21 protein-coding genes are annotated in these 24,858 nt (G+C 70.8%); 16 read left to right on the forward strand and 5 right to left on the reverse strand.

Annotation, left to right across the window (positions count from 1 at the left end; all coding sequences use genetic code 11):
* Positions 1–12 precede the first annotated feature (12 nt).
* The 4 genes from OH768_RS46540 to OH768_RS46555 are packed head-to-tail and all read left to right on the forward strand — an operon-like array spanning position 13 to position 6,847.
* Positions 13–1,269, forward strand: coding sequence for a glycosyl hydrolase (locus OH768_RS46540; RefSeq protein WP_406462976.1), 1,257 nt, complete (start codon positions 13–15; stop codon positions 1,267–1,269).
* A complete protein-coding gene (locus OH768_RS46545; RefSeq protein WP_406462978.1) occupies positions 1,266–3,275 on the forward strand; it encodes an endo-beta-N-acetylglucosaminidase in 2,010 nt (669 codons plus the stop codon). Before OH768_RS46540 ends, OH768_RS46545 begins: the two co-directional genes overlap by 4 nt.
* A 42-nt stretch (positions 3,276–3,317) precedes the next feature.
* Positions 3,318–6,332, forward strand: coding sequence for an alpha-mannosidase (locus OH768_RS46550; protein ID WP_406462980.1), 3,015 nt, complete (start codon positions 3,318–3,320; stop codon positions 6,330–6,332).
* A 47-nt stretch (positions 6,333–6,379) separates the two neighbouring features.
* The gene (locus OH768_RS46555; RefSeq protein ID WP_406462982.1) at positions 6,380–6,847 is read left to right on the forward strand and encodes a DUF4231 domain-containing protein; all 468 of its coding nucleotides are present in this window, start codon (positions 6,380–6,382) and stop codon (positions 6,845–6,847) included.
* A gap of 254 nt (positions 6,848–7,101) precedes the next feature.
* On the opposite strand, the gene OH768_RS46560 is transcribed toward OH768_RS46555, so the two are convergent.
* The gene (locus OH768_RS46560; protein ID WP_388106520.1) at positions 7,102–7,803 is read right to left on the reverse strand and encodes a FadR/GntR family transcriptional regulator; all 702 of its coding nucleotides are present in this window, start codon (positions 7,801–7,803) and stop codon (positions 7,102–7,104) included.
* A 163-nt stretch (positions 7,804–7,966) separates the two neighbouring features.
* Between OH768_RS46560 and OH768_RS46565 the strand changes: the two genes are divergently transcribed.
* The 8 genes from OH768_RS46565 to OH768_RS46600 are packed head-to-tail and all read left to right on the forward strand — an operon-like array spanning position 7,967 to position 15,846.
* On the forward strand, positions 7,967–9,040 hold the full coding sequence (locus tag OH768_RS46565) for a sugar ABC transporter substrate-binding protein (RefSeq protein ID WP_406462984.1): 1,074 nt from the start codon (positions 7,967–7,969) through the stop codon (positions 9,038–9,040).
* Entirely contained in the window at positions 9,037–10,530 is a 1,494-nt protein-coding gene (locus OH768_RS46570) for a sugar ABC transporter ATP-binding protein (RefSeq protein ID WP_406462986.1), read from the forward strand. The genes OH768_RS46565 and OH768_RS46570 overlap by 4 nt, the downstream gene beginning before the upstream one ends.
* Entirely contained in the window at positions 10,523–11,551 is a 1,029-nt protein-coding gene (locus tag OH768_RS46575; protein ID WP_406462988.1) for an ABC transporter permease, read from the forward strand. Before OH768_RS46570 ends, OH768_RS46575 begins: the two co-directional genes overlap by 8 nt.
* A 60-nt stretch (positions 11,552–11,611) precedes the next feature.
* Complete coding sequence (locus OH768_RS46580) at positions 11,612–12,961, forward strand: L-fuconate dehydratase (RefSeq protein WP_406462990.1); 1,350 nt, start codon at positions 11,612–11,614, stop codon at positions 12,959–12,961.
* Complete coding sequence (locus OH768_RS46585) at positions 12,958–13,713, forward strand: SDR family NAD(P)-dependent oxidoreductase (protein WP_406462993.1); 756 nt, start codon at positions 12,958–12,960, stop codon at positions 13,711–13,713. The genes OH768_RS46580 and OH768_RS46585 overlap by 4 nt, the downstream gene beginning before the upstream one ends.
* Entirely contained in the window at positions 13,710–14,699 is a 990-nt protein-coding gene (locus OH768_RS46590; protein WP_406462995.1) for an aldo/keto reductase, read from the forward strand. The genes OH768_RS46585 and OH768_RS46590 overlap by 4 nt, the downstream gene beginning before the upstream one ends.
* Positions 14,696–15,010, forward strand: coding sequence for an L-rhamnose mutarotase (locus OH768_RS46595; protein WP_406462997.1), 315 nt, complete (start codon positions 14,696–14,698; stop codon positions 15,008–15,010). The genes OH768_RS46590 and OH768_RS46595 overlap by 4 nt, the downstream gene beginning before the upstream one ends.
* Positions 15,007–15,846, forward strand: coding sequence for an amidohydrolase family protein (locus tag OH768_RS46600; RefSeq protein ID WP_406462999.1), 840 nt, complete (start codon positions 15,007–15,009; stop codon positions 15,844–15,846). Before OH768_RS46595 ends, OH768_RS46600 begins: the two co-directional genes overlap by 4 nt.
* Here the strand turns inward: OH768_RS46600 and OH768_RS46605 are convergent.
* Complete coding sequence (locus tag OH768_RS46605; protein WP_406463001.1) at positions 15,834–17,261, reverse strand: lipase maturation factor family protein; 1,428 nt, start codon at positions 17,259–17,261, stop codon at positions 15,834–15,836. The two genes, OH768_RS46600 and OH768_RS46605, sit on opposite strands and share 13 nt — an antisense overlap.
* Positions 17,262–17,395: 134 nt before the next feature.
* On the opposite strand from OH768_RS46605, the gene OH768_RS46610 reads away from it, so the two are divergent.
* From OH768_RS46610 to OH768_RS46620, 3 genes are all read left to right on the forward strand, one after another.
* Positions 17,396–18,712: a DUF6777 domain-containing protein gene (locus OH768_RS46610; RefSeq protein WP_406463003.1), complete on the forward strand. Its 1,317-nt coding sequence runs from the start codon at positions 17,396–17,398 to the stop codon at positions 18,710–18,712.
* Between the two features lie 85 nt (positions 18,713–18,797).
* A complete protein-coding gene (locus tag OH768_RS46615) occupies positions 18,798–20,873 on the forward strand; it encodes a SpoIIE family protein phosphatase (RefSeq protein WP_406463005.1) in 2,076 nt (691 codons plus the stop codon).
* A gap of 31 nt (positions 20,874–20,904) precedes the next feature.
* Complete coding sequence (locus OH768_RS46620; protein ID WP_406463007.1) at positions 20,905–21,768, forward strand: Fpg/Nei family DNA glycosylase; 864 nt, start codon at positions 20,905–20,907, stop codon at positions 21,766–21,768.
* A 183-nt stretch (positions 21,769–21,951) separates the two neighbouring features.
* Here the strand turns inward: OH768_RS46620 and OH768_RS46625 are convergent, their stop codons facing one another.
* Entirely contained in the window at positions 21,952–22,668 is a 717-nt protein-coding gene (locus tag OH768_RS46625; protein ID WP_406463009.1) for an SDR family NAD(P)-dependent oxidoreductase, read from the reverse strand.
* A gap of 72 nt (positions 22,669–22,740) precedes the next feature.
* On the opposite strand from OH768_RS46625, the gene OH768_RS46630 reads away from it, so the two are divergent.
* Entirely contained in the window at positions 22,741–23,562 is an 822-nt protein-coding gene (locus tag OH768_RS46630) for a helix-turn-helix transcriptional regulator (protein WP_406463011.1), read from the forward strand.
* Here OH768_RS46630 and OH768_RS46635 read toward each other — a convergent pair.
* Both OH768_RS46635 and OH768_RS46640 read right to left on the reverse strand, forming a co-directional pair.
* The gene (locus OH768_RS46635) at positions 23,549–24,199 is read right to left on the reverse strand and encodes a zf-HC2 domain-containing protein (RefSeq protein ID WP_406463013.1); all 651 of its coding nucleotides are present in this window, start codon (positions 24,197–24,199) and stop codon (positions 23,549–23,551) included. The genes OH768_RS46630 and OH768_RS46635 overlap by 14 nt on opposite strands.
* Positions 24,200–24,340: 141 nt before the next feature.
* Positions 24,341–24,856 carry a hypothetical protein gene (locus tag OH768_RS46640; RefSeq protein ID WP_359614404.1) on the reverse strand — a complete coding sequence of 172 codons (516 nt, stop codon included), beginning with the start codon at positions 24,854–24,856 and terminating at the stop codon, positions 24,341–24,343.
* Between the last annotated feature and the right edge of the window lie 2 nt (positions 24,857–24,858).

The raw sequence follows: 24,858 nt of genomic DNA on the forward strand, positions 1-24,858 counted from the left end.
ACCAGGATCCCGATGTCTTCTGCCGTGCGCTTCGGCGTCAACTACACCCCCAGCCAAGGGTGGTTCCACCACTGGCTCGACTTCGACCTCGACTCCGTACGCGCCGACCTCGACTCGATCGCCGAACTGGGCCTCGACCACATCCGGGTCTTCCCGCTGTGGCCGTACTTCCAGCCCAACCGCACACTGATCCGTCCGAAGGCCGTGGAGCAGCTCGTGCAGCTCGTCGACGCGGCCGGTGAGCGCGGGCTCGACGTCAACGTGGACGGTCTGCAAGGGCACTTGAGCAGCTTCGACTACCTCCCTGCCTGGACCCGGACCTGGCACCGGCGCAACCTCTTCACCGACCCGGACGTCCTCGACGGCCAGGCCGCCTACCTGCGCACCCTCGCCGCCGCCCTCGCCGACCGCCCGAACTTCATCGGCATGACCCTCGGCAACGAGGTCAACCAGTTCTCGGCGGGCCCGCATCCGGACCCAGACCGGGCGACCGAGGACCAGATCGACGCCTGGCTGGAGCGGATGCTCGCCGCCTGCGCGGAGGGGGCGCCCGGCAAGCCGCATCTGCACGCCGAGTACGACGCGACCTGGTTCCAGAACGACATGCCGTTCACCCCGGCGCAGGCCGCCCGGCGGGGCGCGATGACGGCCGTGCACTCCTGGGTCTTCAACGGCACCGCCCAGCGCCACGGCCGTACCTCCGTGCCCAGTGAACATCACGCCGCCTATCTCATCGAGTTGAGCAAGGCATGGGCCGACGAACCGCACCGGCCCGTCTGGCTCCAGGAGGTCGGCGCGCCCCAGCCGCTCGTCCCCGCCGAGCACGCGGCGGCCTTCGCCGAGGCGACCGTCGCCAACTCCCTTGACTGTCCTGACCTTTGGGGAATCACCTGGTGGTGCTCCCACGACGTGTCCCGCGAGCTCGCGGACTTCCCCGAACTCGAATACGGGCTGGGCCTGTTGACCAACGACCGGCAGCCGAAGGACATCGCGCTCGTGCTGGCCGAGGCGGCCCGCGAGCCCACGTACGCGCCCGCCACCCGCAGCACGGCGCTCGTGGTGCCCGCCGATCCGTCGGTCCGCTCGGTCTGCGGTCCCGGCGGGCCGGTCTTCGATGCCTACTTCCGACTCGTCGCCGACGGAGCCCGCCCGGCGACCGTCCTCGACGTGCGCGCGGACGACAAGGAACACCTCGCCGCGCGCGGCATCACCGAAGTCGTCACTCCCGACCAGGTACTCCCCACCCCACAAGGAGACACCAGCTCGTGAACCCCACCAGACGCACCGTCCTGCTCGCCGCCGGCGCGGCGGCCCTGCTGCCCCTGCCCGCCTATGCCGCAGGGCAGGCCGCGGCCACCGCGACCCAGCCGTACGCCAGTTACTGGTACCCGGACTCGCTCCCCTCCGGCACTCCGGGCACCGGCATCACCTGGCGCAGCCTGAAGACCTGGACCGCCGCCTCGGACACGGACCTCGCCTTCAACGCCGCCGCCGTCCCGCTGGCCGCGCGCTTCACCCCGACCCCCGCGAACAGCACCGCCCGCTCCGGCCAGGCCCGCATCCAGTCCCTGGTCTCCTTCGGGCCGACGTCGAGCAACCCCTCCCAGGGCGCGGCCACCGCCGACTACTACGCCCTCACCCACTGGTCCTACCTCGACGAACTCGTCTTCTGGGGCGGCTCGTCGGGCGAGGGCATCATCCTCGCCCCGAACGCGCCGGTCGTGGACGCCGCCCACCGGCACGGCGTGCCCGTCCTCGGCAACATCTTCCTGCCGCCCGTCGCCTACGGCGGACAACTCCAGTGGACCCGCGACCTGGTCCAGAAGGATGCCGCCGGGCACTACCCGCTCGCCGCCCAACTCGTCGCGGTGGCCGCCGCGTACGGCTTCGACGGCTGGTTCGTGAACGCCGAGACCAGCGGCGGGAACACCGCGCTCGGCACCGACATGCAGGGCTTCGTCGGCGAGTTGAAGTCCCTCGCCGCCGCCCAGGGGCAGCGGGTCACCTGGTACGACGCGATGACCGTGAACGGGACGGTCAGCTGGCAGGGCGCGCTGAACACCTCGAACCAGGCGTTCTTCCAGGCCGCGAACGACATGTTCATCGACTTCCGCTGGAGCACGAGCACGCTGGCCGCCTCCGGGACGAAGGCCGACGGACTGGGCCGCAGCCGCTACGAGTTGTGGGCGGGCGTCGACGTCGAGTCCAACGGGTCGAGTACGTCAGTGAGTTGGGACGCGATGGTGCCGACGACCAAGGCGCACATCACGTCCATCGGCTTCTACCGGCCCGAGTGGACCCGCAACCACCTCCCCGCGACCCGCACCCCGGGCGACTTCCACGCGGCCGACGACCGCTTCTGGACCGGGCGTTCACTCGACCCGTCGAAGCCGGACAGCACCGACCCCTGGCGGGCACCGGCGGTGTCGGTCGCCGACCGCTCCACGGTCGGCGGCGCACTGCCGTTCGCGAGTGTCTTCAACACCGGGCACGGGCTGCGCTGGTACGAGGACGGCGCGGTCACCTCGGACACCCCGTGGAACCACCTGGGCCTCCAGGACCGGCTGCCGTCCCGCCGCTGGGCGGTACGCACGACGGGCCAACGGCCCACCGTGACCTTCGACTTCGCGGACGCGTGGCGGGGCGGCAGCAGTGTGCTGGTCGGCGGCGCACTGGACGCGCCGACGACCCTTGATCTGTACGCCACCCAGCTGCCGATCGCCGGTGACACCGTGGTCGACGTGACCTTCCGCACCGACAGCGGCAGCGCGAACGTCGAACTGGCGGTCGCCACCGCCGAACCGAACACGGCGGGGGCGACGCCGCCGTACACGTATCTGCCGGTGGCGGCCTCGGGCAGTGACTGGCAGACGGTGACCGTGCCCCTCACCGGTCTCTCCGGCACACTGCACGCCATCGGTGTACGGCTCACCGCGACCGCGGGGCCGGTGAACTGGCGGCTCGGCGGGCTGGCCGTGCGCGAGGCCGACGCGTCGCCGACGCCGACCGCTCCCGCCGACTTCCTCATCAGCGCGGCCACCGGCGGCAACCTGCGCTTCGCCTGGGACGCCGCGCCCGGGGCCGTACGCCACTACACGCTGCACCGGCTGCTGCCCGACGGCACCCGGCGGTTCCTCGGCGGCACCTGCCAGCGCGCCTTCTACGTCGCCGGGCTGACGGCCGAACAGGGCGAGCAGCAGGCGTGGTTCGAACTGCGCGCGACAGGGGAGCTGTACACAGCGTCGGCCCCCGTGACCGTCGCGTACGCCTGGTAACACCCGTAGTCCCACCCGCAACCGAGCCACGGAGCACCCCACATGCATGACGACCGCAGCCTGGTCGAAGCCCGCCTCAAGCGTGTTCTCGAAGAGCGCATCCGTCCCGCCGTGTACCCCGAGTCAGTGCCGCTGGAGGTGGCCGTCTGGCACGCGCCCGGCGAGCCGGTGCCCGTGGCCGAGGGGCTCGCGGGCACACCCGAACCGATCGAGGTGGGCGCCCGGTGGGGTGCTCCCTGGGGAACCAGCTGGTTCCGTGTCACCGGGACCGTCCCCCAGGAGTGGGCCGGGAAGACCGTCGAGGCCCTGCTCGACCTCGGCTTCGACGAGAACATGCCCGGCTTCCAGTGCGAGGGCCTCGTCTACCGGCCCGACGGCACCCCCGTGAAGGGCCTCAACCCGCGCAACCAGTGGGTCCGGATCGGCGCGCCCGTCGCCGGCGGCGAGGAGGTGCGGCTGTACGTCGAAGCCGCGTCCAACCCGGTGGTCATGGACTACCACCCGTTCGTGCCGACCCAGTTGGGCGACAAGGAGACCGCCGGCAGCGAGCCGCAGTACACGCTCACCCGCATGGACCTCGCGGTCCTCGACGAGAACGTCTGGCAGCTCGTCCTCGACCTGGAGGTGGTCGGCGAGCTGATGGCCGAGCTGCCGGTGGACTCGGCGCGCCGCTGGGACCTCCTGCGGGCCATCGAGAAGGCGCTGGACGCCGTCGACCTCCAGGACGTCAACGGCACGGCGGAGCAAGCCCGTTCACAGCTGACGGCCGTCCTGTCCACGCCCGCCGTACCGTCCGCGCACCGCATCAGCGCCATCGGGCACGCGCACATCGACTCCGCGTGGCTGTGGCCGCTCCGGGAGACGGTCCGCAAGGTCGCCCGCACCACCTCCAACATGACGGCGTTGCTGGAGGACGAACCCGACTTCATCTTCGCCATGTCCCAGGCCCAGCAATGGGCTTGGGTGAAGGAGCACCGGCCCGAGGTGTGGGCGCGGGTCAAGAAGGCGGTGGCGGACGGGCGGTTCGTGCCGGCCGGCGGCATGTGGGTGGAGTCCGACACCAACATGCCGGGCTCGGAGGCGATGGCCCGTCAGTTCGTGCACGGGAAGCGGTTCTTCCTCGACGAGTTCGGTATCGAGAACGAGGAGGCGTGGCTGCCCGACACCTTCGGCTTCGCCGCCGGACTCCCGCAGATCATCAAGGCCGCCGGCTCCAAGTGGCTGCTGACACAGAAGATCTCCTGGTCGCAGACGAACAAGTTCCCGCACCACACCTTCCGTTGGGAGGGCATCGACGGCACCCGGATCTTCACCCACTTCCCGCCCGTCGACACCTACAACTGCTCCATGCAGGGCCGTGAAATCGCCCACGCGGCACGCAACTTCAAGGACAAGGGAGTAGCCCGCCACTCCCTCGCGCCTACCGGCTGGGGCGACGGAGGCGGCGGCACCACCCGCGAGATGGTCGCCAAGGCGGCCCGCCTGCGCGACCTCGAAGGCTCGGCGACCGTGGCCTGGGAGACCCCGAAGGAGTTCTTCGAGAAGGCCGAGGCCGAGTACCCCGAACCCCCGGTCTGGGTGGGCGAGTTGTACCTCGAACTCCACCGTGCCACCCTCACCAGCCAGGCCAGGACCAAACAGGGCAACCGGCGAAGCGAACACCTCCTGCGCGAGGCGGAACTGTGGGCCGCCACGGCCGCCGTACGGACCGGATTCCCTTACCCCTACGAGGACTTGGACCGGATCTGGAAGACGGTGCTGCTGCACCAGTTCCACGACATCCTGCCCGGCTCCTCGATCACTTGGGTGCACCGCGAGGCACGGAAGACGTACGAGGGAGTGGCCGCCGAGCTGAACGGCATCATCGACGCGGCCCAGCGCGCGCTGGCGGGGGAGGGGACGCGGGAGCTGGTGTTCAACTCGGCGCCCCACACCCGCGACGGCGTTCTCGCGGGCGGTGCCCAAGTCCCGGCGGTGGAGGGCGAGTCGGCACTCGCGACGCGGGTCGGCGGCGGACACGTACTCGAGAACGGCCTGCTCCGCATCGAGATCGACGCCCGTGGACTCGTCGTCTCCGCCTACGACATCGAGGCCGACCGCGAGACGATCGCCCCCGGCCGGGCCGCCAACCTGCTCCAACTCCACCCGGACTTCCCGAACATGTGGGACGCCTGGGACGTCGACGAGTTTTACCGCAACACGGTCACGGACCTCACGGACGCGGAGGAGGTCGTCGCCGACGGGAACACGGTGCGGATCGTCCGCACCTTCGGTGCGTCCCGGGTCACCCAGCTGCTGTCCCTCGCACCCGGGGAGCGGCGGCTGCTCATCGACACCGAGGTCGACTGGCACGAGACCGAGAAGTTCCTCAAGCTCGCCTTCCCGCTCGACGTGCACGCCGAACGGTACGCGTCCGAGACGCAGTTCGGGCACTTCCACCGGCCCACGCACACCAACACCTCTTGGGAGGCGGCCAAGTTCGAGGCCTGCAACCACCGCTTCGTCCACCTGGAGGAACCCGGCTGGGGCGTCGCCGTAGTCAACGACTCGACGTACGGCCACGATGTGACCCGTACGGTCCGCACCGACGGCGACCGCGGTACGACCACCACGGTGCGCGTCTCCCTGCTGCGCGCCCCACGCTTCCCGGACCCGGAGACCGACCAGGGCGTCCACCGTTTCCGGCACGCGCTGGTGCCGGGCGCGGGCATCGGGGACGCGGTGCGGGAGGGCTGGCGGATCAACCTGCCGGAGCGGCGGGTCACCGGTGGGCAGGAGGTCGCTCCGCTGGTGAGCGTGGACCGGGACGCGGTCGTGGTCACGGCGGTGAAGCTGGCGGACGACGGGAGCGGGGATGTGGTGGTCCGGTTCCACGAGGCGCACGGGGGACGGGCCAGGGCGACGCTGACGGTGGGCTTCCCCTTCGACTCCGTCGAGGTCACCGACCTGCTGGAACGTCCGTCGGCCGAAGCGAAGGAGATCATCCGCGAGGGCGATCAACTGGCCTTGCGGCTGCGCCCGTTCGAACTGGTGACGCTGCGGCTTCGACGGTCCTGACCCGGAACGGCTTTCGCCGGCGGCCGTGATCGCCCGATGATGTGGCGATGAGACGAAGAACGGCCGTCGGTCAGGCCTGGGCCTCCCAACCCGATCCGCTACTGGCGCTCGCCCGGCAGGAGCTGGAGTTCTACGCGGGGGCGTGCGACCGGGCCAGGTGGTTGCACTACACGACGGAACTCGGCGCTCTCGCCGCCACGTCCGCGACGGTCGTGGCGGCGGGATTGCACGCGCCCGCCTGGCTCACCGCCCTGATCGCGGGCGGCGCCGTCTTCTTCACCGGCATGCGCCAACTGTTCAATCCGGGCTCACGCTGGGTCCTGGCCGCACAGGCACGGGAGTCCCTGCGGCGGGCGATCGACCGCTACCTGCTGCTTCCGCAGGCCGACCGGGACGTGGACGCGCGGGCCGCCCTGCACCGGGCGATCGACGAGGTGGGCACCAGCGAACTGCGCGGATGGGCAGAGGTCCAGGGCCAGCGGGGCGATCCGCCGCTGCCTGCCTCCGGCGTTTGAGGGTCGGGCCAGGGCGGATGCTCTCGGTCGTTTGCTGCGGGTGCGTTGGGGCTGGTCGCGCCCGCGCGGCGGAGCCGCATGTCGATGCAGCCCCGCGCCCCTGGAGGACTCGCCCCTCGGGGCTGAGTCCTCCTCTGGCGGGTCTCCTTGCGCGGGCGGAGACAGAGCGCACAGTAAAGAGTGGCTGCCCCTGTTCGCCGTGAGCCCGTGACGACCAGCACGGCCCGGCTGCCAGTGCGCCTGAACCCCTGCTTCTAGGGGGCGAGTTGCGACCGCAGCCACTCCTCGACCTCGCCCACGTGTGAGGCCGCCGCTGCCCGTGCCGCCTCCGGGTCCCGGGCCACCAGCGCCCGGTGGATGGCGGCGTGTTCGCGGCGGGTGCGGGTGAAGGCGCCCTCTTCCTGGTAGCCGCGCCAGACCCGGGCGCGGAAGGTCCGGGACGACAGGCCCTCCAGGATCGCGGCCATGGTGTCGTTGCCCGCGGCGGCGGCGATCTCGCGGTGGAAGGCGAGGTCGTGGGCGAGGATCTCCTCGGGGTCGTCGGTCGCGTTCATCGCCGTGAGGTGTTTCTCCACCTCGGCCAGCTGGTCCGGGGTGATGCGGGCGGCGGCCAGCGCGGTCGCCGTCGACTCCAGGATGCGGCGGACCTCCAGGAGTTCCACCAGACGCGGGCCGCGCGAGAGGTCGGCGACGACACCGAAGGTCTCCAGCAGGTCACCGGCCTCCAGCTGGGTGACGTAGATGCCCGAACCGTGCCGGGCCTCCAGCACGCCCAGCACCGTGAGCGCGCGGATCGCCTCGCGCATCGAGCTGCGGGAGATGCCCAGCTGGGCCGCGAGATCGCGCTCGGTGGGCAGCCGCTGGCCCGGCTCCAGCCGCCCCTCGCCGATCAACGCCTTGATCGAGTCGATGGCGCGCTGTGTCACGGTGCCCTTCGGCGGAGCCGTCTCGTCCACGCAATCCTCCACTCACCGGGTGCGCCGCAGTCTAACCGCTCAGGTGGTCCGACCACTACGGCGGAAATCCCGGAAAAACTGCCACTGCGGGGTGTTGTTTTGGGGAAGTGGTCTGATAAATATGCGGTCATCTGCTCGGACACGCTCAACGAGGAGCCACCAAATGCTCGGCAGGACAGTGGGGATACGCAGCAGGTTGCGCATGGTCGGTGCGGTGGCCGCGGTCACAGGTACCGCGCTCGTGCTCGCCGCGTGCGGCAGCACCAAGGACACCGGCGCGAGCAGCGCCGGCGGCAGCAGCGGCACCGGCAAGGTGGGGGTGATCCTGCCCCTGCTGACCTCGCCGTTCTGGCAGTCGTACAACGACTACGTGCCGAAGATGGCGAAGTCCGAAGGCGTCGACGCGCTGAAGACGGTCAACTCCAACAGCGACCCCTCGCAGCAGATCACCGACATCAACAACGAGCTGAACCAGGGCGTCAAGGGCCTGGTCGTCGCCCCGCTGGACAGCGCCGCCATCGAAGCCGGCCTCGACCAGGCGGACCGCAAGGGCGTGCCCGTCGTCGCGGTCGACGTGGCGCCCGACAAGGGCAAGGTCGCGATGGTCGTGCGCGCCGACAACGTCGCGTACGGCGAGAAGGCCTGCGAATACCTCGGGGCGCACATCACCAGCGGCAAGGTCGTGCAGATCATGGGCGACCTGGCGTCCGTCAACGGCCGTGACCGGTCGGAGGCGTTCAGGGACTGCGTGAAGAAGAAGTACCCGAAGCTGAAGGTCCTGGAGATCCCCGCCAAGTGGGAGTCCGACACGGCGGCCTCCAAGCTCGACACGCTTCTCAACGCCAACCCGGACATCAAGGGCATCTACATGCAGGCGGGCGGTGTCTATCTCGCGCCCACTCTCCAGACCCTCAAGTCCAAGGGCATGCTGAAGACGGCGGGCCAGGCCGGGCACATCACGATCGTCTCGAACGACGGCATCCCGCAGGAGTTCGACGCGATCCGCAAGGGCGAGATCGACGCCACCGTCTCCCAACCGGCCGACGCCTACGCCAAGTACGGCATGTACTACATCAAGGCCGCGATGCAGGGGAAGACCTTCAAGCCCGGCCCCACCGACCACGACTCCACGATCGTCAAGCTGTCCAGCGGCATCCTCGAGGACCAGCTGCCCGCGCCCCTGGTCACCAAGGACAACGTCGACGATCCCAAGCTCTGGGGCAACACGGTCAAATGAGTACCCCACTTGTTGAGGCGCGGGACATCGTCAAGCGGTACGGCCCCACCGTCGCCCTCGCCGACGGCCAACTCACCGTACTGCCGGGCGAGTCCCACGCCCTCGTCGGCCGCAACGGCGCCGGCAAGTCCACCCTCGTCACCGTCCTCACCGGACTCCAGGCCCCCGACGAGGGCACGGTCCGCTTCGACGGCGAGCCCGCGCCCCCGCTCGCCGACCGGGACGCCTGGCGCGCCAAGGTGGCCTGCGTCTACCAACGGCCCACCGTGGTACCCGAGTTGACGGTTGCCGAGAACCTCTTCATCAACCGTCAGCCGACCTCACGCGGCGGAGTCATCAGCTGGCGCAGGCTCCGTACCGAGGCCGCCGAACTCCTCGACACCTGGGACGTGCGCGTCGACCCCGAGGCGCGTACCGCCGACCTCAAGGTCGAGGACCGCCAAATGGTGGAGATCGCCCGGGCGTTGAGCTTCGGGGCCCGGTTCATCGTCCTCGACGAACCGACCGCCCAGCTCGACAACCGGGAGATCGAACGGCTCTTCACGCGGATGCGTGCACTCCAGGAGTCCGGCGTCACCTTCCTGTTCATCTCGCACCACCTCCAGGAGGTGTACGAGGTGTGCCAGACCGTCACCGTGCTGCGCGACGCCCGCTGGATCACCACCGCACCGGTCGCCGACCTCCCGCGCCGCGCCCTCGTGGAGGCGATGGCGGGGGAGTCGATCGCCGAACTGGAGGTGGAGCTGAGGGAGTTGGACGACGCGGCACCCGTCCTCCTCGACGCCCGCGGGCTGACCTCCCAGTCGTACGAGAACGTCGACCTCACCGTCCGTCGCGGCGAGGTCGTCGGACTCGCCGGGTCGAGTGGCAGCGGCAAGATCGAGCTGGCGGAGTCCTTCACCGGGCTGTACACGCCGACCGGCGGGACCGCTCAACTCGAAGGCGAGAAGCTGCCGTTCGGGGATGTGCAGGCCGCGTTGAAAGCCGGTGTCGGATGCGTCCCTCGTGACCGCCACGGCCAAGGTCTGGTCTTCGGAATGTCCATCGGTGACAACGCCACCATGACGGTCCTGGACCGGCTCGGCCGCTTCGGCTTCGTCGGCACCGACCGCAAACGCGGCTTCGCCACCGAGCTGATCGACCGCCTCGACATCCACGCCGAGGGCCCCGACCAGCCCGTCTCCGACCTCTCCGGCGGCAACGCGCAGAAGGTCGTCATGGCCCGCGCCCTCGCCTCCGACCCCCGGCTGCTGGTCCTCATCAACCCCACCGCGGGCGTCGACGTGAAGTCCAAGGAGTCACTGCTCGCCCGTATGGACAGCGCCCGCGACGACGGCACCGCCGTGCTCGTCGTCTCCGACGAACTCGACGACCTGCGGCGCTGCGACCGCGTCCTCGTCCTCTTCCACGGCCGTGTCGTCGCCGAGCACCCGGCGGGCTGGCGCGACCACGAGCTGATCGCCTCCATCGAAGGAGTGGACCATGGCTGACACCAAGGCGGCCCCGCCGCTCGCCGCCCCACGCGCCGCCGGGGCGGGCTCGGCCCGCACGGTCCTGCTCCGCCGGGCCCGTGAACTCGCCCTCGTACCGGCCCTGTTGGTGCTCCTGGTGCTCGGCGCGATCGTCAATGACTCGTTCCTCACCGAACGCAACCTGATCTCCATCCTCGGCGCCTCCGCCGCGCTCGCGATGGTGGTCCTCGCCGAGTCGCTGATCCTGATCACGGGCAAGATCGACCTCTCGCTGGAGTCGGTGGTCGGCATCGCACCCGCCATCGGCGCCCTGCTGGTCCTGCCGTCGGCCGAGTCCGGCTGGGGCACGGAGTGGTCGGCGCCGCTCGCCCTGGTCGCGATCCTCGTCGTGGGCGGGATCATCGGCGCCTTCAACGGCATCCTCGTGGTGAAGTTCAAGCTCAACGCCTTCATCGTCACCCTCGCCATGCTGATCGTGCTGCGCGGACTGCTGGTCGGCGCCACCAAGGGCAAGACGCTGTTCGGGATGCCCGACTCCTTCTTCACGCTGGCCACCAGCACCTTCCTGAGCGTCCCGATGTCGGTGTGGCTGGCGGCGGTCTGCTTCGCGGTCGCCGGGTTCGTGCTGAAGTACCACCGTGTCGGGCGCGCCCTGTACGCGATCGGCGGCAACCAGGAGGCGGCCCGCGCGGCCGGCATCCGCGTCGACCGGATGCTCCTCGGGGTGTCCATCGTCGCCGGTGTCCTCGCCTCGGTGGGCGGCATCATGCAGACCGGCTACGTCGGCGCGATCAGCGCCAACCAGGGCAACAACATGATCTTCACCGTGATGGCGGCGGCGGTCATCGGCGGCATCAGCCTCGACGGCGGCAAGGGCACCATGTTCGGGGCCCTGACTGGCGTACTCCTCCTGGGAGTTGTGCAGAACCTGCTCACCCTCGCCCAGGTCCCGTCCTTCTGGATCCAGGCCATCTACGGCGGAATCATCCTGGTCGCCCTCGTGATCGCCCGCATCACCACGGGCCGAGCCCAGGACTGACCGCTCGGCTTCCGGCACCCGCACGGCACCGGATCCCTGTACCCGACCGAAAGGCCTTCCGTGTCACCGATCCCCGGCCCCCCCGTTCGCGTAACCGCGGTCGACACCTACGACATCCGTTTTCCCACCTCGCGCGAACTCGACGGTTCCGACGCGATGAACCCGGACCCCGACTACTCGGCGGCCTACGTCGTCCTGCGCACCGACGCGGCCGACGGGCACGAGGGGCACGGATTCAGCTTCACCATCGGGCGGGGCAACGAAGTCCAGGTCGCCGCGATCCACGCGCTGCGGGACCATGTGATCGGCCGGTCCGTCGACGAACTGTGCGCGGACCCGGGGACGTTGAACCGCGACCTGATCGGCGACAGCCAACTCCGCTGGCTGGGGCCCGAGAAGGGCGTGATGCACATGGCGATCGGCGCCGTGGTCAACGCCGCCTGGGACCTCACCGCCAAGCGCGCGGGCAAGCCCCTCTGGCAGCTCCTCGCCGACGCCGACCCCCAATGGCTCGTCAGCCAGATCGACTTCAGGTACATCACCGACGCGCTCACCCCGGACGAGGCCCTGGACATCCTGCGGCGCGGCAGGGCAGGCGCCGAGGACCGCCGAACCCGCCTTCTGGAGCGGGGGTTTCCCGCCTACACCACCTCCGCCGGCTGGCTCGGCTACGACGACGAGAAGCTCACCCGGCTCGCCGTGCAGGCCGTCCGAGACGGGTTCCGGCAGATCAAGCTGAAGGTCGGCGCCGATCTCGACGACGACATCCGGCGCTGCCGCGTGGCCCGTTCGGCCGTCGGCCCCGGCATCCGGATGGCGATCGACGCCAACCAGCGCTGGAACGTGGACGAGGCGATCCGCTGGACCAAGGCCCTCGCCGAGTTCGACCCGTACTGGATCGAGGAACCCACCAGCCCCGACGACGTCCTCGGCCACGCCGCCATCCGCGCCGCCGTGGCCCCGGTGAAGGTCGCCACCGGCGAACACGTCCAGAACCGCGTCGTGTTCAAGCAGCTGCTCCAGGCCGGCGCCCTCGACATCCTCCAGATAGACGCGGCCCGCGTCGGCGGAGTCAACGAGAACCTCGCGATCCTGCTGCTCGCCGCCAAGTTCGGCGTCCCTGTCTGCCCGCACGCGGGCGGCGTCGGACTGTGCGAACTCGTCCAGCACCTCTCGATGTTCGACTACCTCGCCGTGTCCGGCACCACCGACGACCGCGTCATCGAGTACGTCGATCATCTGCACGACCACTTCCTCGATCCGGTGGTGATCCGCGAAGGTCACTACATGGCACCCACCACGCCCGGCTTCTCGGCCACCATGCGGCCCGAGTCCATCGCGCGCTACACGTTCCCCGGCGGCACCTTCTGGGCCGCCGACCTCAACAGCCAGAAGGGACACGCGGCATGACCGACTTCGAGGGCCTCAAGGCCCTGGTCACCGGCGGCGCCTCCGGTATCGGCCGCGCCACCGCCGAACTCCTCGCCGAGCGCGGCGCCCAGGTCGCCGTCCTCGACCTGGACCCGAGCAGTGTCGAGAAGCCGCTGCTCGGCTACCGCGCCGACGTCACCGACGACGCCTCCGTACGACAGGCCGTGGCGTCCGCCGTCGCCGACCTGGGCGGACTCGACATCGTCGTGAACAACGCGGGCATCGGCGCGCAGGGCACCGTCGAGGACAACGACGACGAGGAGTGGCACCGCGTCCTGAACGTCAACGTCATCGGCATGGTCCGCGTCACCCGCGCCGCGCTCCCGCATCTGCGCGAGTCCTCCCACGCGGCGATCGTCAACACCTGCTCCATCGCCGCCACCGCCGGACTTCCCCAACGCGCCCTCTACAGCGCCACCAAGGGCGCCGTGCAGTCTCTCACCCTCGCCATGGCCGCCGACCACCTCCGCGAGGGCGTCCGCGTCAACTGCGTCAACCCCGGTACGGCGGACACCCCTTGGGTCGGCCGCCTCCTCGACTCGGCCGCCGACCCGGCCGCCGAACGCGCCGCCCTGGCCGCCCGCCAGCCCTCCGGCCGGCTCGTCTCGGCGGCCGAAGTCGCGGGCGCCATCGCCTACTTGGCGAGCCCCCTGTCCGGCGCCACCACCGGAACCTCGCTCGCCGTGGACGGCGGCATGCAGGGCCTGCGACTGAGGCCGGTGGGCCAGTGAGCACCCTCGGCGCCAGCCGTGTCGAGGTGGGCGGGCTCGGTCTCGGCGCCGCCCCGCTGGGCAACCTGTTCACCGAAGTCGACGACGAGCAGGCGTACCGGGCCGTCGACGTCGCCTGGCAGCACGGCATTCGCTACTTCGACACCGCACCCCACTACGGCATCGGCCTGTCCGAGCGGCGCCTCGGCGCCGCGCTGCGCGACCGTCCGCGCGCGGAGTACACGATCTCCACCAAGGTCGGCCGCCGCCTGGAACCCGTGGAGACGGTGACCGGCGACGACCTCGCCAACGGCTTCGCCGTACCCGCCACCAGCCGCCGCGTCTGGGACTTCACCGCCGACGGGATACGGCGCACCCTAGGCTCCAGCCTGGAACGGCTCGGCCTCGACCGCGTCGACATCGTCTACCTCCACGACCCCGACGACCACGCCGAACAGGCCTTCCACGAGGGCTATCCCGCCCTGGAGAAACTCCGCGCCGAGGGTGTCGTCGGCGCGATCGGCGCGGGCATGAACCAGGCCGGGATGCTCACCCGCTTCATCCAGGACACGGACGTGGATGTGGTGCTGTGCGCGGGCCGCTACACCCTGCTCGACCAGAGCGCCCTCACCGAACTGCTCCCGTCCGCCGTCGCACGCGGTAAGTCCGTCGTCATCGGCGGCGCCTTCAACTCCGGCCTGCTGGCGGACCCGAAGCCGGACGCGACCTACAACTACGCCCAGGCACCGGCCGAGTTGCTGGACCGGGCGCTCCGCATGAAGGAAGCGGCCGAGCGGCACGGCACGACCCTGCGCGCCGCCGCCCTGGCGTTCTGCGCCGCGCACCCGGCCGTGGCGAGCGTCCTGGTCGGCGCCCGCTCGGAGGCCGAAGTACGTGACTGCGCCGAGCAGTTCGCGGCCAAGGTGCCGGGCGTGTTCTGGCAGGAGCTGCGGGACACGGGGCTGCTGTCCACCGATGCCCCGGTCCCGACGAAGGAGCCGAGATGAGAGTGGCTCTGCACACCAAGGTGCGCGCCGACCGCGTCGCCGCCTATGAGAGCGCCCACCGCGAGGTTCCCAAGGAACTCACCGCCGCGATCCGGGCCGCCGGCGCCACCTCCTGGACGATCTGGCGCAGCGGCACCGACCTCTTCCACGTCCTGGAGTGCGACGACTACGCCCGCCTGCTGGCCGAACTGGACCAGCTCCCGGTGAACGTCGCCTGGCAGGCCCGCATGGCTCAACTCCTGGACGTGGTGCACGACTACACGAGCGAGGGCGCCGACGCCGGCCTGCCCGTCGTATGGGAGCTGCCATGACCGTTGACGCCCACCACCACGTCTGGGACCTCTCGGTCCGCGACCAGGACTGGATCACCGGCCCCGAACTCCAGCCGATCCGGCGCGACTTCACCGTCACCGACCTCGAACCCGAGGCGCGCGCGGCCGGCGTCGACCGGACCGTCCTCGTCCAGACGATCACCGTCGCCGAGGAGACCCCGGAGTTCCTCGCCCTCGCCGACACGCACGACCTCGTCGCCGGAGTCGTCGGCTGGACCGACCTCACCCGCCCCGACATCGCCGACGAACTGGCCCGCCTGCGCGAACTCCCCGGCGGCCACCACCTGAAGGGCATCCGCCACCAGGTACAGGGCGAACCCGACCCGAACTGGCTGCTGCGCCCCGACGTACGCCGTGGCCTCGCCGCCGTGGCCGACGCGGGGCTCGTCTACGACCTGCTCGTGCTGCCCCACCAGTTCCCGGCCGGCGTCCAGGCAGCCGCGTCCCTGCCCCAACTCACCTTCGTGCTCGACCATTTGGGCAAACCGCCCATCGCCTCGGGCCGGCTGGAGCCGTGGGAGGCGGCCCTGCGCTCCCTCGCCGCGCTCCCCAACACCCACTGCAAACTGTCCGGCCTGGTCACGGAGGCCGACTGGAAGACCTGGAGCACCCAGGACCTGCGCCCCTACACGGACGTAGCGCTCGACGCCTTCGGGCCGGGCCGGCTGATGTTCGGCTCCGACTGGCCGGTGTGCACCTTGGCCGCGAGCTACGGCGAAGTCGCCGCCGCGACAGACGAGTTGACCGACGGTCTCAGTGCGGCGGAACGCGCCGAGGTCTTCGAAGGCACGGCAACCCGCGTCTACGGCCTCTGAACCACCTTCGCCAGTCTGGTCGGCGGGAAGTACTCCCGCACGAACGTCCGCTCCCAGCACGCGCCCGTCTCCCTCAACTCCCGCCAGGTCGTGTAGCGGTAGCGGAAGAGACGGGCCCGGACGTAACGCGGGGGCGCGTCCGGCGGGAACGGCGAGCGGCGCAGCAGCCGTAGCGTGTCCGGGTCGTTCTCCAGGAGCCGTTCCACCAGGGCGCCGAACCACGGCTCGGCGTAGCCCGGGGAGAGTGCCGCGAACCACATCATCCAGTCCAGCCGCAGATGGTACGGCGCGAACTGGCGCGGCCAGCGGTGGGGTTGGCCCGGCTTGCCCCTGAACTCGTACTCCCGCCAGTCGGAGTCCTCGCGCGGGACGACGTCCGTCGTGCCCTCGACCACCACCTCGTGGCGGATGCGGGTGACGTTGCCGAACGCGCCGTAGGTGTTGACCAGATGGAGCGGGTCGAAGGAACGGTTCATGATCTGGCGGCGGGAGACCATGTTGCGGACCGGACGGTGGCTGAGCCAGAGCAGCAGGGCGGCGACGGCCAGGACCACGGCCTCGTACCAGACGGGCGCTGGGCCGGGGACGGGCGACGGCGCCGTGTGCGGGAGGCGGATCGCCGAGAGGGCCAGTGCGATGGTGATCCAGTTCAGCCAGGAGAAGTTGCCGGACAGGACCAGCCACAGCTGAGTGGCGATCATCAGGGACGCGGCGGCCGTCGCGATCGGCTGCGGGGTGAACAGCAGGACGGGCACGACGAGTTGGGTGAGATGGTTGGCGGCGACCTCGATCCGGTGCAGCGGACGGGGGAGATGGTGGAAGAACCAGCTCAGCGGGCCCGGCATCGGCTGTGTCTCGTGGTGGAAGTCCAGGCAGGTCAGCTTCCGCCAGCACGCGTCGCCGCGCAGCTTGATCAGACCCGCGCCGAACTCGACCCGGAACAGGATCCAGCGCAGCATGAACAGCACCACGATCGGCGGGGCCACCTCGTCATTGCCGAGGAGGACGGCCAGGAAACCGACCTCCAGCAGCAGCGACTCCCAGCCGAACGCGTACCAGGTCTGACCGACATTGACGATCGACAGATACAGCGCCCACGGCACCAGCCACAGCAACATCCCGCCCCAGAGCGGGAGTCGGGAGTCGAGCCCGGCGGCCAGCGCCACCGACACCGCGCAGCCCGTCCACGCGCAGACCGCGAAGAAGCGGTCCGAGTAGTGGAGTTGGAAGAGACTCGGGGCCCGCCCGAACGGCATCCGGCGGACGAACCGGGGGACCGGCAGCATGCCGCGCTCACCGATCAGCGCGCGGAACTGCAGCGCCGCCGTGAGGAACGCGACCAGATAGACACCGGCCAGGGCCCGCTGGAAGACCAGCCGGCTCAGCCAGTAGTCGGGTGCGGTGAACCATCCCACGACCGTGCGCTCCTCCCTCCATCGTCACACCTCGACCGACCGTCACTCTGTGTCTTCCATGTCTCCGGTTGCGTAACCCAAGCGGGTGAAGCAGACAATAGTGGCGAATCACCCGGCTTGAGGCGGGAGAAGCGGTGCGCACATCCACCGGAACCATCGCCACGGCCTGCGCGCTCTCGGCGGCGCTCCTTGTCGCCGGCTGCGGCGGCGACGGCGCCCAAGGTATGAAGTCGAGCGGCAAGGCCACGAAGTCGAGCGGCGAGGTCTTTCTGCAGCCTGTCGCGGTCCAGGGCCCCGACCCCTTCACGGACTCCACGGCCACCGCGCCGAGCACCCCGCCACGGGTCACCCGAACGCCGCAGTCGACGCCCACGGTCTCGACGCGCACGCGGACCGCGTCCCCCGTGCACACGCTCGCCGTCTCCGGCGCCACACCCGGCCTGTACGGCGGCACCGCGCGGACCGGCAGCTGCGATGTCGAGCGGCAGATCGCCTATCTCACCCGCGACCAGGTCAAGGCCGGTGCCTTCGCGCAGGCCGAGGGGATCTCCCGGAGCGCGATTCCCGGGTATCTGCGCGGGCTGACCTCGGTCGTGCTGCGCGCCGACACCCAGGTCACCAACCACGGGTTCCGTGACGCGCGGGTGACCGGTTTCCAGTCGGTCCTGCAGGCCGGTACCGCCGTCCTGGTCGACAACCGGGGCGTGCCCCGCGTGCGCTGCGCCTGCGGCAACCCGCTCAAGGCGGGTGTGGCGGGCGGGAACTCCGGCAGCAGCGGACGGGGCTGGTCCGGGTACCGGCCCGCCGAGGTGGTCGTGGTGACACCGGCACCGCAGGAGATCACCAACATCACGATCGTCAACGTCGTGGACAACACGTGGATCGAACGGCCCCTCGGTCATCGCGGGCCGCACCACGACCACGTCGTACGGCCGCCGGCCCATGTGCCGCCCACGCGGCCCGGCACCACGCCGGCCCCGCACGGAAGCACGCCTCCGCGCCCGCACGACAGCCATTCCAGCACCCCGTCCGGCGGGACGAGCACCTCGCCGAGCCCTTCGTCGAGCGCCTCGCCGGGCCGGTCGCCGGAAACCTCGCTGAGCGCCTCCCCGAGCGACGAGAGCGCGTCCCCCGGTGACGGCCGGAGCACCGCCCCGGACAAGTCCACCACCGGCTGCACGACCCCGACCGTCATGGTCACCCCGGGCGCGACCGGCGGCCGGGCGGCCCGGATACCCGCCCCGGATGCCACGGGCTGCCCCACCGCGACCGCCACGGCCGTCCCGAGGACGGTCGCGCCCCAGCCCTCCCAGGACCCCGGTTCCCCGGACGACATCGGCCCGCCGACCGTCCCGGAGACCCCCGACCTGCCCGACGGCGGCGGGCTGATCCCCGACGACACCACCACCGGCAGCATCCTTGACAGCCCCACGGACGTCGTCGCCGGCTGACGGTGCCGCAGTGGCCGTAGCGGAGATGGCGCCGTAGCGCTCGGACAAGGTGAAGAATCGGGCGAATCCTGGCAAGGTTGGCCGCATGGTTGATCGGGGAGCGAGCGCCCTGTCACTCCCGGACGACTGGCCCGCCCACCCGGACCCGATCCTGGCGCTCAACCGCATGGGCAGCTTCGACTGGGACCTGGACAGCGGCCTGTTCCACATGGACGCCCAGGCCCACGAGGTCTTCGACCTGCGCCCCGACGAATACGACGGACGGCCCGAGAGCCTGGCGATCCGGGTGCCGCCGCCGGAGGGCTACCGGCTCGACGGTCTCGTCTCGCAGGCCATGAAGGACGGCAGCGAGAACTACGGCGCCTACTTCCGCATGCGGCTGCGCGACGGCACCCTGCGCTGGACCCACACCCAGGGCTACATCCGGCGCGACGAGACGGGCCGCCCGCGCCGCATCATCGGTATCGTCCGGGACGCCACCCAGGAACTCGCCGAGAGCGCGGCCCGCCGTGAGCAGGCGGCCCTGGACGCGGCCCGGCGCGACCAGACCAACGTCGTCCAGCTCACCACCGCCGCCCTCGCGCACGCCCGTACCGTCCAGGACGTCATCGACGTCCTCAAGGACACCCACGGTCTCGTCCACCTCGGCGCCACCAGCCTGGTCGTGGGCCTGGTCGAGGCCGGCCGGATCCGGCTGGTCGCCGAAGGCCCCGAGGGCAGCTTCGTGCCCGGCACGGAGGTCACCCGGATCGACGAGCCGTACCCGATGGGGGAGGTCGTACGGACTCTCGCCCCGGCCTTCATCGAGTCGCCCGAGGAGTTCGCCGAGCGCTACCCGCTGCTGTGGCCGGAGATCACCGACCTGAACATCACCGCCGCGGCCTATCTCCCGCTGATCGCCCAGGCGAGGCCGATCGGCGCGATGGGGCTGCTCTACAGCGACCGGCGCGGTTTCTCGGCGGAGGAGCGCAATGTGCTGGTCGCGCTGGGCAGCAGCATCGCGCAGAGTCTGCAGCGCGCCATGTTCTACGAGCAGGAGAAGGACCTCGCCCAGGGCCTCCAGCAGGCGATGCTGCCGCGCGCCATCCCGAGCGTGCCGGGCGCCGACGTCGCGGTCCGCTACCGGTCCGCGAAGCTCGGGCGGGACATCGGCGGCGACTGGTACGACCTGATCCCGCTGCCCGGCGGCCGGGTCGGCGCGGTCATCGGCGACGTCCAGGGCCACGACACGCATGCCGCCGCCGTCATGGGGCAGCTGCGGATCGTCCTCAAGGCGTACGCCGCCGAGGGGCACACCCCGGCCACCGTGATGGCCCGTGCCTCCGTCTTCCTGCACGAACTCGACACCGACCGCTTCGCCACCTGCCTCTATGCCGAGGCCGACCTGTCCACCGGGGTGGTCCAGGTGGTCCGGGCCGGTCATATCGACCCGCTGGTGCGGCAGTTGGACGGGACCTGCCGTCGGATGCCCGTCGTGGGCGGGCTGCCGCTCGGACTGTCCGCCGAGTTCGGGCGGCTCGAATACCCCGTCTCCACCCTCGAACTGGACCCCGGCCAGACCCTGGTGCTGTGCACCGACGGCCTCGTCGAAGAGCCCGGCGCGGATCTCGACGACGGACTGCAGACCCTCACCGCCCTCATCGCCTCCGGCCCCGACGACGTACGCGACCTCGCCGACCTGCTCATCGACGTGGCCGAGGAACGCGGTGGCGAGGACGACGTGGCGCTGCTCCTGCTGCGCCGCCGAGGCCTCGACGTCCCGCGCTCCGGCGGCCGGCTCCAGCAGCATGTCGCGCCCGGTGACTCCGAGGCCCTCACCGAGGCGCGGCACATGATCCGGGCCGCCGTCCGGGCCTGGGGCGGGCGGGATCGCGCCGACGAGGTCGAACTCGTCGCCGACGAGCTGATCACCAACGCCCTGATGCACACCGAGGGCTCCGCGATCGTCACCCTCAGGGTCCTCAACGGTCCCGACCGCCGGCTGCGCGTCGAGGTCGAGGACTCCTCCAGCGCCCTCCCGCGCCGCCGCGAGGCCGGTGAGGACGGGGTCTCCGGGCGCGGTCTGCTGCTGGTCGACCTGCTCACGGACGTGTGGGGCGTGGAGGCGCGCGGCAGTGGCAAGTGCGTGTGGTGCGAGTTCGTGGTGCCGGACCGGACCTGACCCCGCGCGCCGCTGATGGCACCCTGGACGTATGCCGGAACTTCCCGAGGTCGAAGCGCTGAAGGACTTCCTGACCGAACACCTCGTCGGCCATGAGATCGTACGGGTGCTGCCCGTCGCCATCAGTGTCCTGAAGACGTACGACCCTCCGCCCACCGCGCTGGAGGGACACGAGGTGGTGGCCGTGCACCGGTACGGCAAGTTCCTGGACGTCGAGACGGACGGCGGCCCGCACTTCGTGACCCACCTCGCCCGGGCGGGCTGGCTGCACTGGAAGGACCGCCTCCCGGACGGCCCGCCCCGCCCCGGCAAGGGCCCGCTCGCGCTCCGCGTGGCCCTGGAGACCGGCGAGGGCTTCGACCTGACGGAGGCGGGCACGCAGAAGCGCCTGGCGGTGTACGTCGTAGCGGACCCGCAGTCCGTCCCCGGCGTCGCCCGCCTCGGCCCCGACCCCCTGGCCGACGACTTCGACGAGCCGCGCTTCGCCCAACTCCTGAAGGACGAACGACGGCAGCTCAAGGGCGCTCTGCGCGACCAGACCCTGATCGCCGGGGTGGGCAACGCGTACAGCGACGAGATCCTGCACGCGGCGAGGATGAGCCCCTTCAAACTGGCCGCGTCCCTGACCCCGGCCGAGACCCACACGCTCTACACGGCCCTGCGCACCACACTCCTGGACGCCGTCGACCGCTCCCGAGGCGTCGCTGCCGGCCGCCTCAAGGCGGAGAAGAAGAGCGGCCTACGCGTCCACGGCCGCACCGGCCAGCCCTGCCCGGTCTGCGGCGACACCATCCGCGAGGTCTCCTTCAGCGACTCCTCCCTCCAGTACTGCCCCACCTGCCAGACGGGCGGCAAGCCGCTTGCGGACCGGCGGATGTCGCGACTGCTCAAGTAGCGGGGTCCGACTGCCAGAGGTCGGCTCCGTCACGTCCGCCGGGGTCCGTCGTCAACAGGTCCTCGTGCAGCCGCGGAAGCGTCTGCCCGGTCGGCGAACCGTCCGTGTGCGTCTCCACGACCACCCAGCCGCCGACCGCGTGCGGATCGTGCAGCCTTCGGGCGGCCCGGAGTTGATCTCAGCTCACCAGGGCACCCCCGTCCCGTCCCACGACACGAACCGCCCCGTGGGCCCGTCGTCCGGCAGCAACGCCAGCGCGACCGCGCCTGCCGCCGCTTCCGCCGGGTCGCCCGTGCTCTCGGCGGCGATGGTGTTCAGGTCGGTTCTGCGCAGCCCGGGGGCGAGGGCGTTCACCTTGAAGCCGTCGCCCGCCAAGGACTGCGCGTAGAAGAGGGTCAGCGCGTTGAGGGCCGTTTTCGAGGAGCGGTAGGCGGCGCCCGAGCCGGAGTGGCGGGCGAACTCCCGGTCCGGGTCGGCGCTCCAGGTCAGGGAGCCGGTGCCGCTGGAGATGTTCACGACGCGGGGGCGCGGGGAGCGGCGGAGCGCCGGGAGGAACGCGTTGGTGACCGCGAGGACTCCGAAGACGTTCGTCTCGTAGGTGCGGCGGACGTCGTCGAGGTCGGCCTCGGGTGCCGGGCTCGCGCCGGACATGATGCCCGCGTTGTTGACCAGGACGTCCAGGGCGGTGACCTCTCGTGCCGCCGCATCGATGCTGTCGGCGTCGGTGACGTCGAGGACCAACAGGCGGGCGCCGCCGCCCAGTTCGTCGACCGCCCGCTGTCCCCGGCCCGCGTCGCGCGAGCCGACGTACACGGTGAAGCCCTCGGCGACGAGCAGGCGGGCGATCTCCTTGCCGATGCCCTTGTTGGCGCCGGTGACCAGTGCTGTGGAATCGTTCATGGGGACGACGATTCCGCGTCCGGCGCAGTCGAACCAGGGACTATCGATCCCTGGCAGCCGGAGGGAGGCACCGTGACCGACAGACAGGAGCTGGCCCGATTTCTGCGCGGGCGGCGGGAGAAGCTGGTGCCGGCCGACATGGGGCTGCCGGGGGAGCCGTCCCGCCGGACCTCCGGGCTGCGCCGGGAAGAGGTCGCGGAACTTGCCCACATGTCCGTCGACTACTACGCCCGCCTCGAACAGGCCCGCGGCCCCCGCCCGTCGCCCCGGGTCCTGGACGCCCTCACCGGCGTGTTCCGGCTCACCCCGGCCGAGCGGAGCCATCTGTTCCGGCTGGCCGGGACGCAGCTGACACCCCTCGCCGCCCCGGTGCGCACCGTCCGCCCGCATGTCGCGGCCCTGCTGGAGCGCATCCCGGACACGGCGGCCATCGTGACCGACGCCACCTACGACGTCATCGCCTGGAACCCGCTGGCGGATGCCGTACTCGGCGGGGATCTCGGCACGCGGACGAACCTGGCGCGCCGCCGCTTCCTGGGCCGGCCCCTGGAGAGTTCGAGCGCCGAGGAGTTCGCGCACATCGTGGTCTCCCGGCTGCGCCGCGCCGCCGACCGCTATCCGTACGATCCGGGCCTCGCCCGCCTGCTTGCCGAACTGCGCGCCGGCAGCGAGGAGTTCACGCGGATCTGGGACACCGACCCGGTGCACGCCCCCGGCCACCGCACCAAGACGCTGACCCATCCGGAGGCGGGCCGACTGCGGGTCAACTGCGATGTGCTCACCGTCCCGCACGACGACCAGCAGGTCGTCTTCCTCACCGCGGACCCGGGCACCCCGTCCGCGCGTGCCCTGCGGCAACTGGCCGCCGCAGGGCGGGACTTCAGTGCGAGGTGAGCCGTACCAGCTGCTGGCCGTCGGCCGTCCGGACGTCGTAGTGGTCGATCTCGTCGGGGTGCATCGCCGCGCCACCCTGCATCGTGATCATCGTGGCGTCGTGCGCGGGTACGTTCCAACTGGTCACGACCTGCTCGGAACCGTCCCGGCCGACGACCACGAGACGACAGGAGCGGGGGCCCGCGCCGTCCTTGATCTTGAGGGACACATCACTGCCGTAGTTCTCGTTCGCGGCCCTGACCTGTGCCCACACGCCCGACTTGGCGTCGGTCGCGGTGAGTCGCACCGCCCCGTCGCCGCCCCCGGCGAGCGTCGCCACCGCGGGGCCGCCCACGGCCAGTACCACCGAGGCGGCCACGGCGTACAGAAAACGCCGCCGTCCGGCCCGTTGACGGGCGGCCACCTCGCCGAGCAACCGGTCGAGCAGCCGGGGCCCGGGTTGCGTCATGGGGTGCACGTAGCGCGGCGTCGCCCGCCGGTACAGCATCAACTGCCGTGAGGCGGGACCGAATTCGGTCACATGAGCCGCGCAGCTAGTGCACTCCATGAGGTGATCCTCGAAGCGGAAGGCCTCCGCCTCGTCCAGCACGCCGAGCGCGTACGCGCCGACGTCGCGATGCCTTTCCAGGGACCTCATGACGAATCCTCGTGCCGTTAGGTGCGGGTGGGGTTACTCCTTGCTCCCATCGGTACGCACCAGTCCGCCGAATCACTCAAGGCACACACAGAATGGCCATCACGAATTCGTAGCGGTCGGGCCCATGGATTGGTCCCCGTTTCAAAAAAGATGGATGGCGAGATGACCGAGCGGCAGACCCAGCTGCCAGGCGGGCGTCCAGACCTTGGGCCCGTCGTCCTCACCGGTCACCGGACCGCCTCCCGGCACCGCGTCCAGATCCGGCGCGAGCAGCTCGGTCTCCTCCAGCCAGCGCCAGGCGTCCTCCGCCAGCGCGAGGTCCGGTGCGTCGACGCCGGCCTCGACCGCCTCCGCCGTCAACTTGGACATACGTTCGCCGACCCAGTCCTGCCACGGCTGGTCGTACGCCGTGAGCGAAAGCCAGGTCTCAAGTTGGGTGACCACCCTGATACCGGACAATTCGCCGTCCGTGTCGGAGAGGAAGATGGTCAGCGCCAGTGCATCCCGTCCCGCACGGAACTCGAAGGACGTCGGCGGCATCAGGTCGCCGGTCCGCAGCAGTTCGTCGGCGATGTACTCGGCGTACAGCCAGGCCATGGGGACGGTGAGTTCACCGCCGCCGGTGCCGTCCGTGCTCTCTTGACCTCTGTGCAGCATCC

It is taken from the genome of Streptomyces sp. NBC_01622, assembly GCF_045209635.1.
Lineage (GTDB): Bacteria > Actinomycetota > Actinomycetes > Streptomycetales > Streptomycetaceae > Streptomyces.

What these genes read in the sequence shown, in the direction of transcription:
- OH768_RS46600 (WP_406462999.1), top strand. Translation starts at nt 15,007, where the DNA reads ATGACCGTTGACGCCCACCACCACGTCTGGGACCTCTCGGTCCGCGAC.
- OH768_RS46555 (WP_406462982.1), top strand. Translation starts at nt 6,380, where the DNA reads ATGAGACGAAGAACGGCCGTCGGTCAGGCCTGGGCCTCCCAACCCGAT.
- OH768_RS46635 (WP_406463013.1), bottom strand. Translation starts at nt 24,199, where the DNA reads ATGAGGTCCCTGGAAAGGCATCGCGACGTCGGCGCGTACGCGCTCGGC.
- OH768_RS46625 (WP_406463009.1), bottom strand. Translation starts at nt 22,668, where the DNA reads ATGAACGATTCCACAGCACTGGTCACCGGCGCCAACAAGGGCATCGGC.
- OH768_RS46575 (WP_406462988.1), top strand. Translation starts at nt 10,523, where the DNA reads ATGGCTGACACCAAGGCGGCCCCGCCGCTCGCCGCCCCACGCGCCGCC.
- OH768_RS46615 (WP_406463005.1), top strand. Translation starts at nt 18,798, where the DNA reads ATGGTTGATCGGGGAGCGAGCGCCCTGTCACTCCCGGACGACTGGCCC.
- OH768_RS46565 (WP_406462984.1), top strand. Translation starts at nt 7,967, where the DNA reads ATGCTCGGCAGGACAGTGGGGATACGCAGCAGGTTGCGCATGGTCGGT.
- OH768_RS46620 (WP_406463007.1), top strand. Translation starts at nt 20,905, where the DNA reads ATGCCGGAACTTCCCGAGGTCGAAGCGCTGAAGGACTTCCTGACCGAA.
- OH768_RS46585 (WP_406462993.1), top strand. Translation starts at nt 12,958, where the DNA reads ATGACCGACTTCGAGGGCCTCAAGGCCCTGGTCACCGGCGGCGCCTCC.
- OH768_RS46570 (WP_406462986.1), top strand. Translation starts at nt 9,037, where the DNA reads ATGAGTACCCCACTTGTTGAGGCGCGGGACATCGTCAAGCGGTACGGC.
- OH768_RS46595 (WP_406462997.1), top strand. Translation starts at nt 14,696, where the DNA reads ATGAGAGTGGCTCTGCACACCAAGGTGCGCGCCGACCGCGTCGCCGCC.
- OH768_RS46550 (WP_406462980.1), top strand. Translation starts at nt 3,318, where the DNA reads ATGCATGACGACCGCAGCCTGGTCGAAGCCCGCCTCAAGCGTGTTCTC.
- OH768_RS46540 (WP_406462976.1), top strand. Translation starts at nt 13, where the DNA reads ATGTCTTCTGCCGTGCGCTTCGGCGTCAACTACACCCCCAGCCAAGGG.
- OH768_RS46640 (WP_359614404.1), bottom strand. Translation starts at nt 24,856, where the DNA reads ATGCTGCACAGAGGTCAAGAGAGCACGGACGGCACCGGCGGCGGTGAA.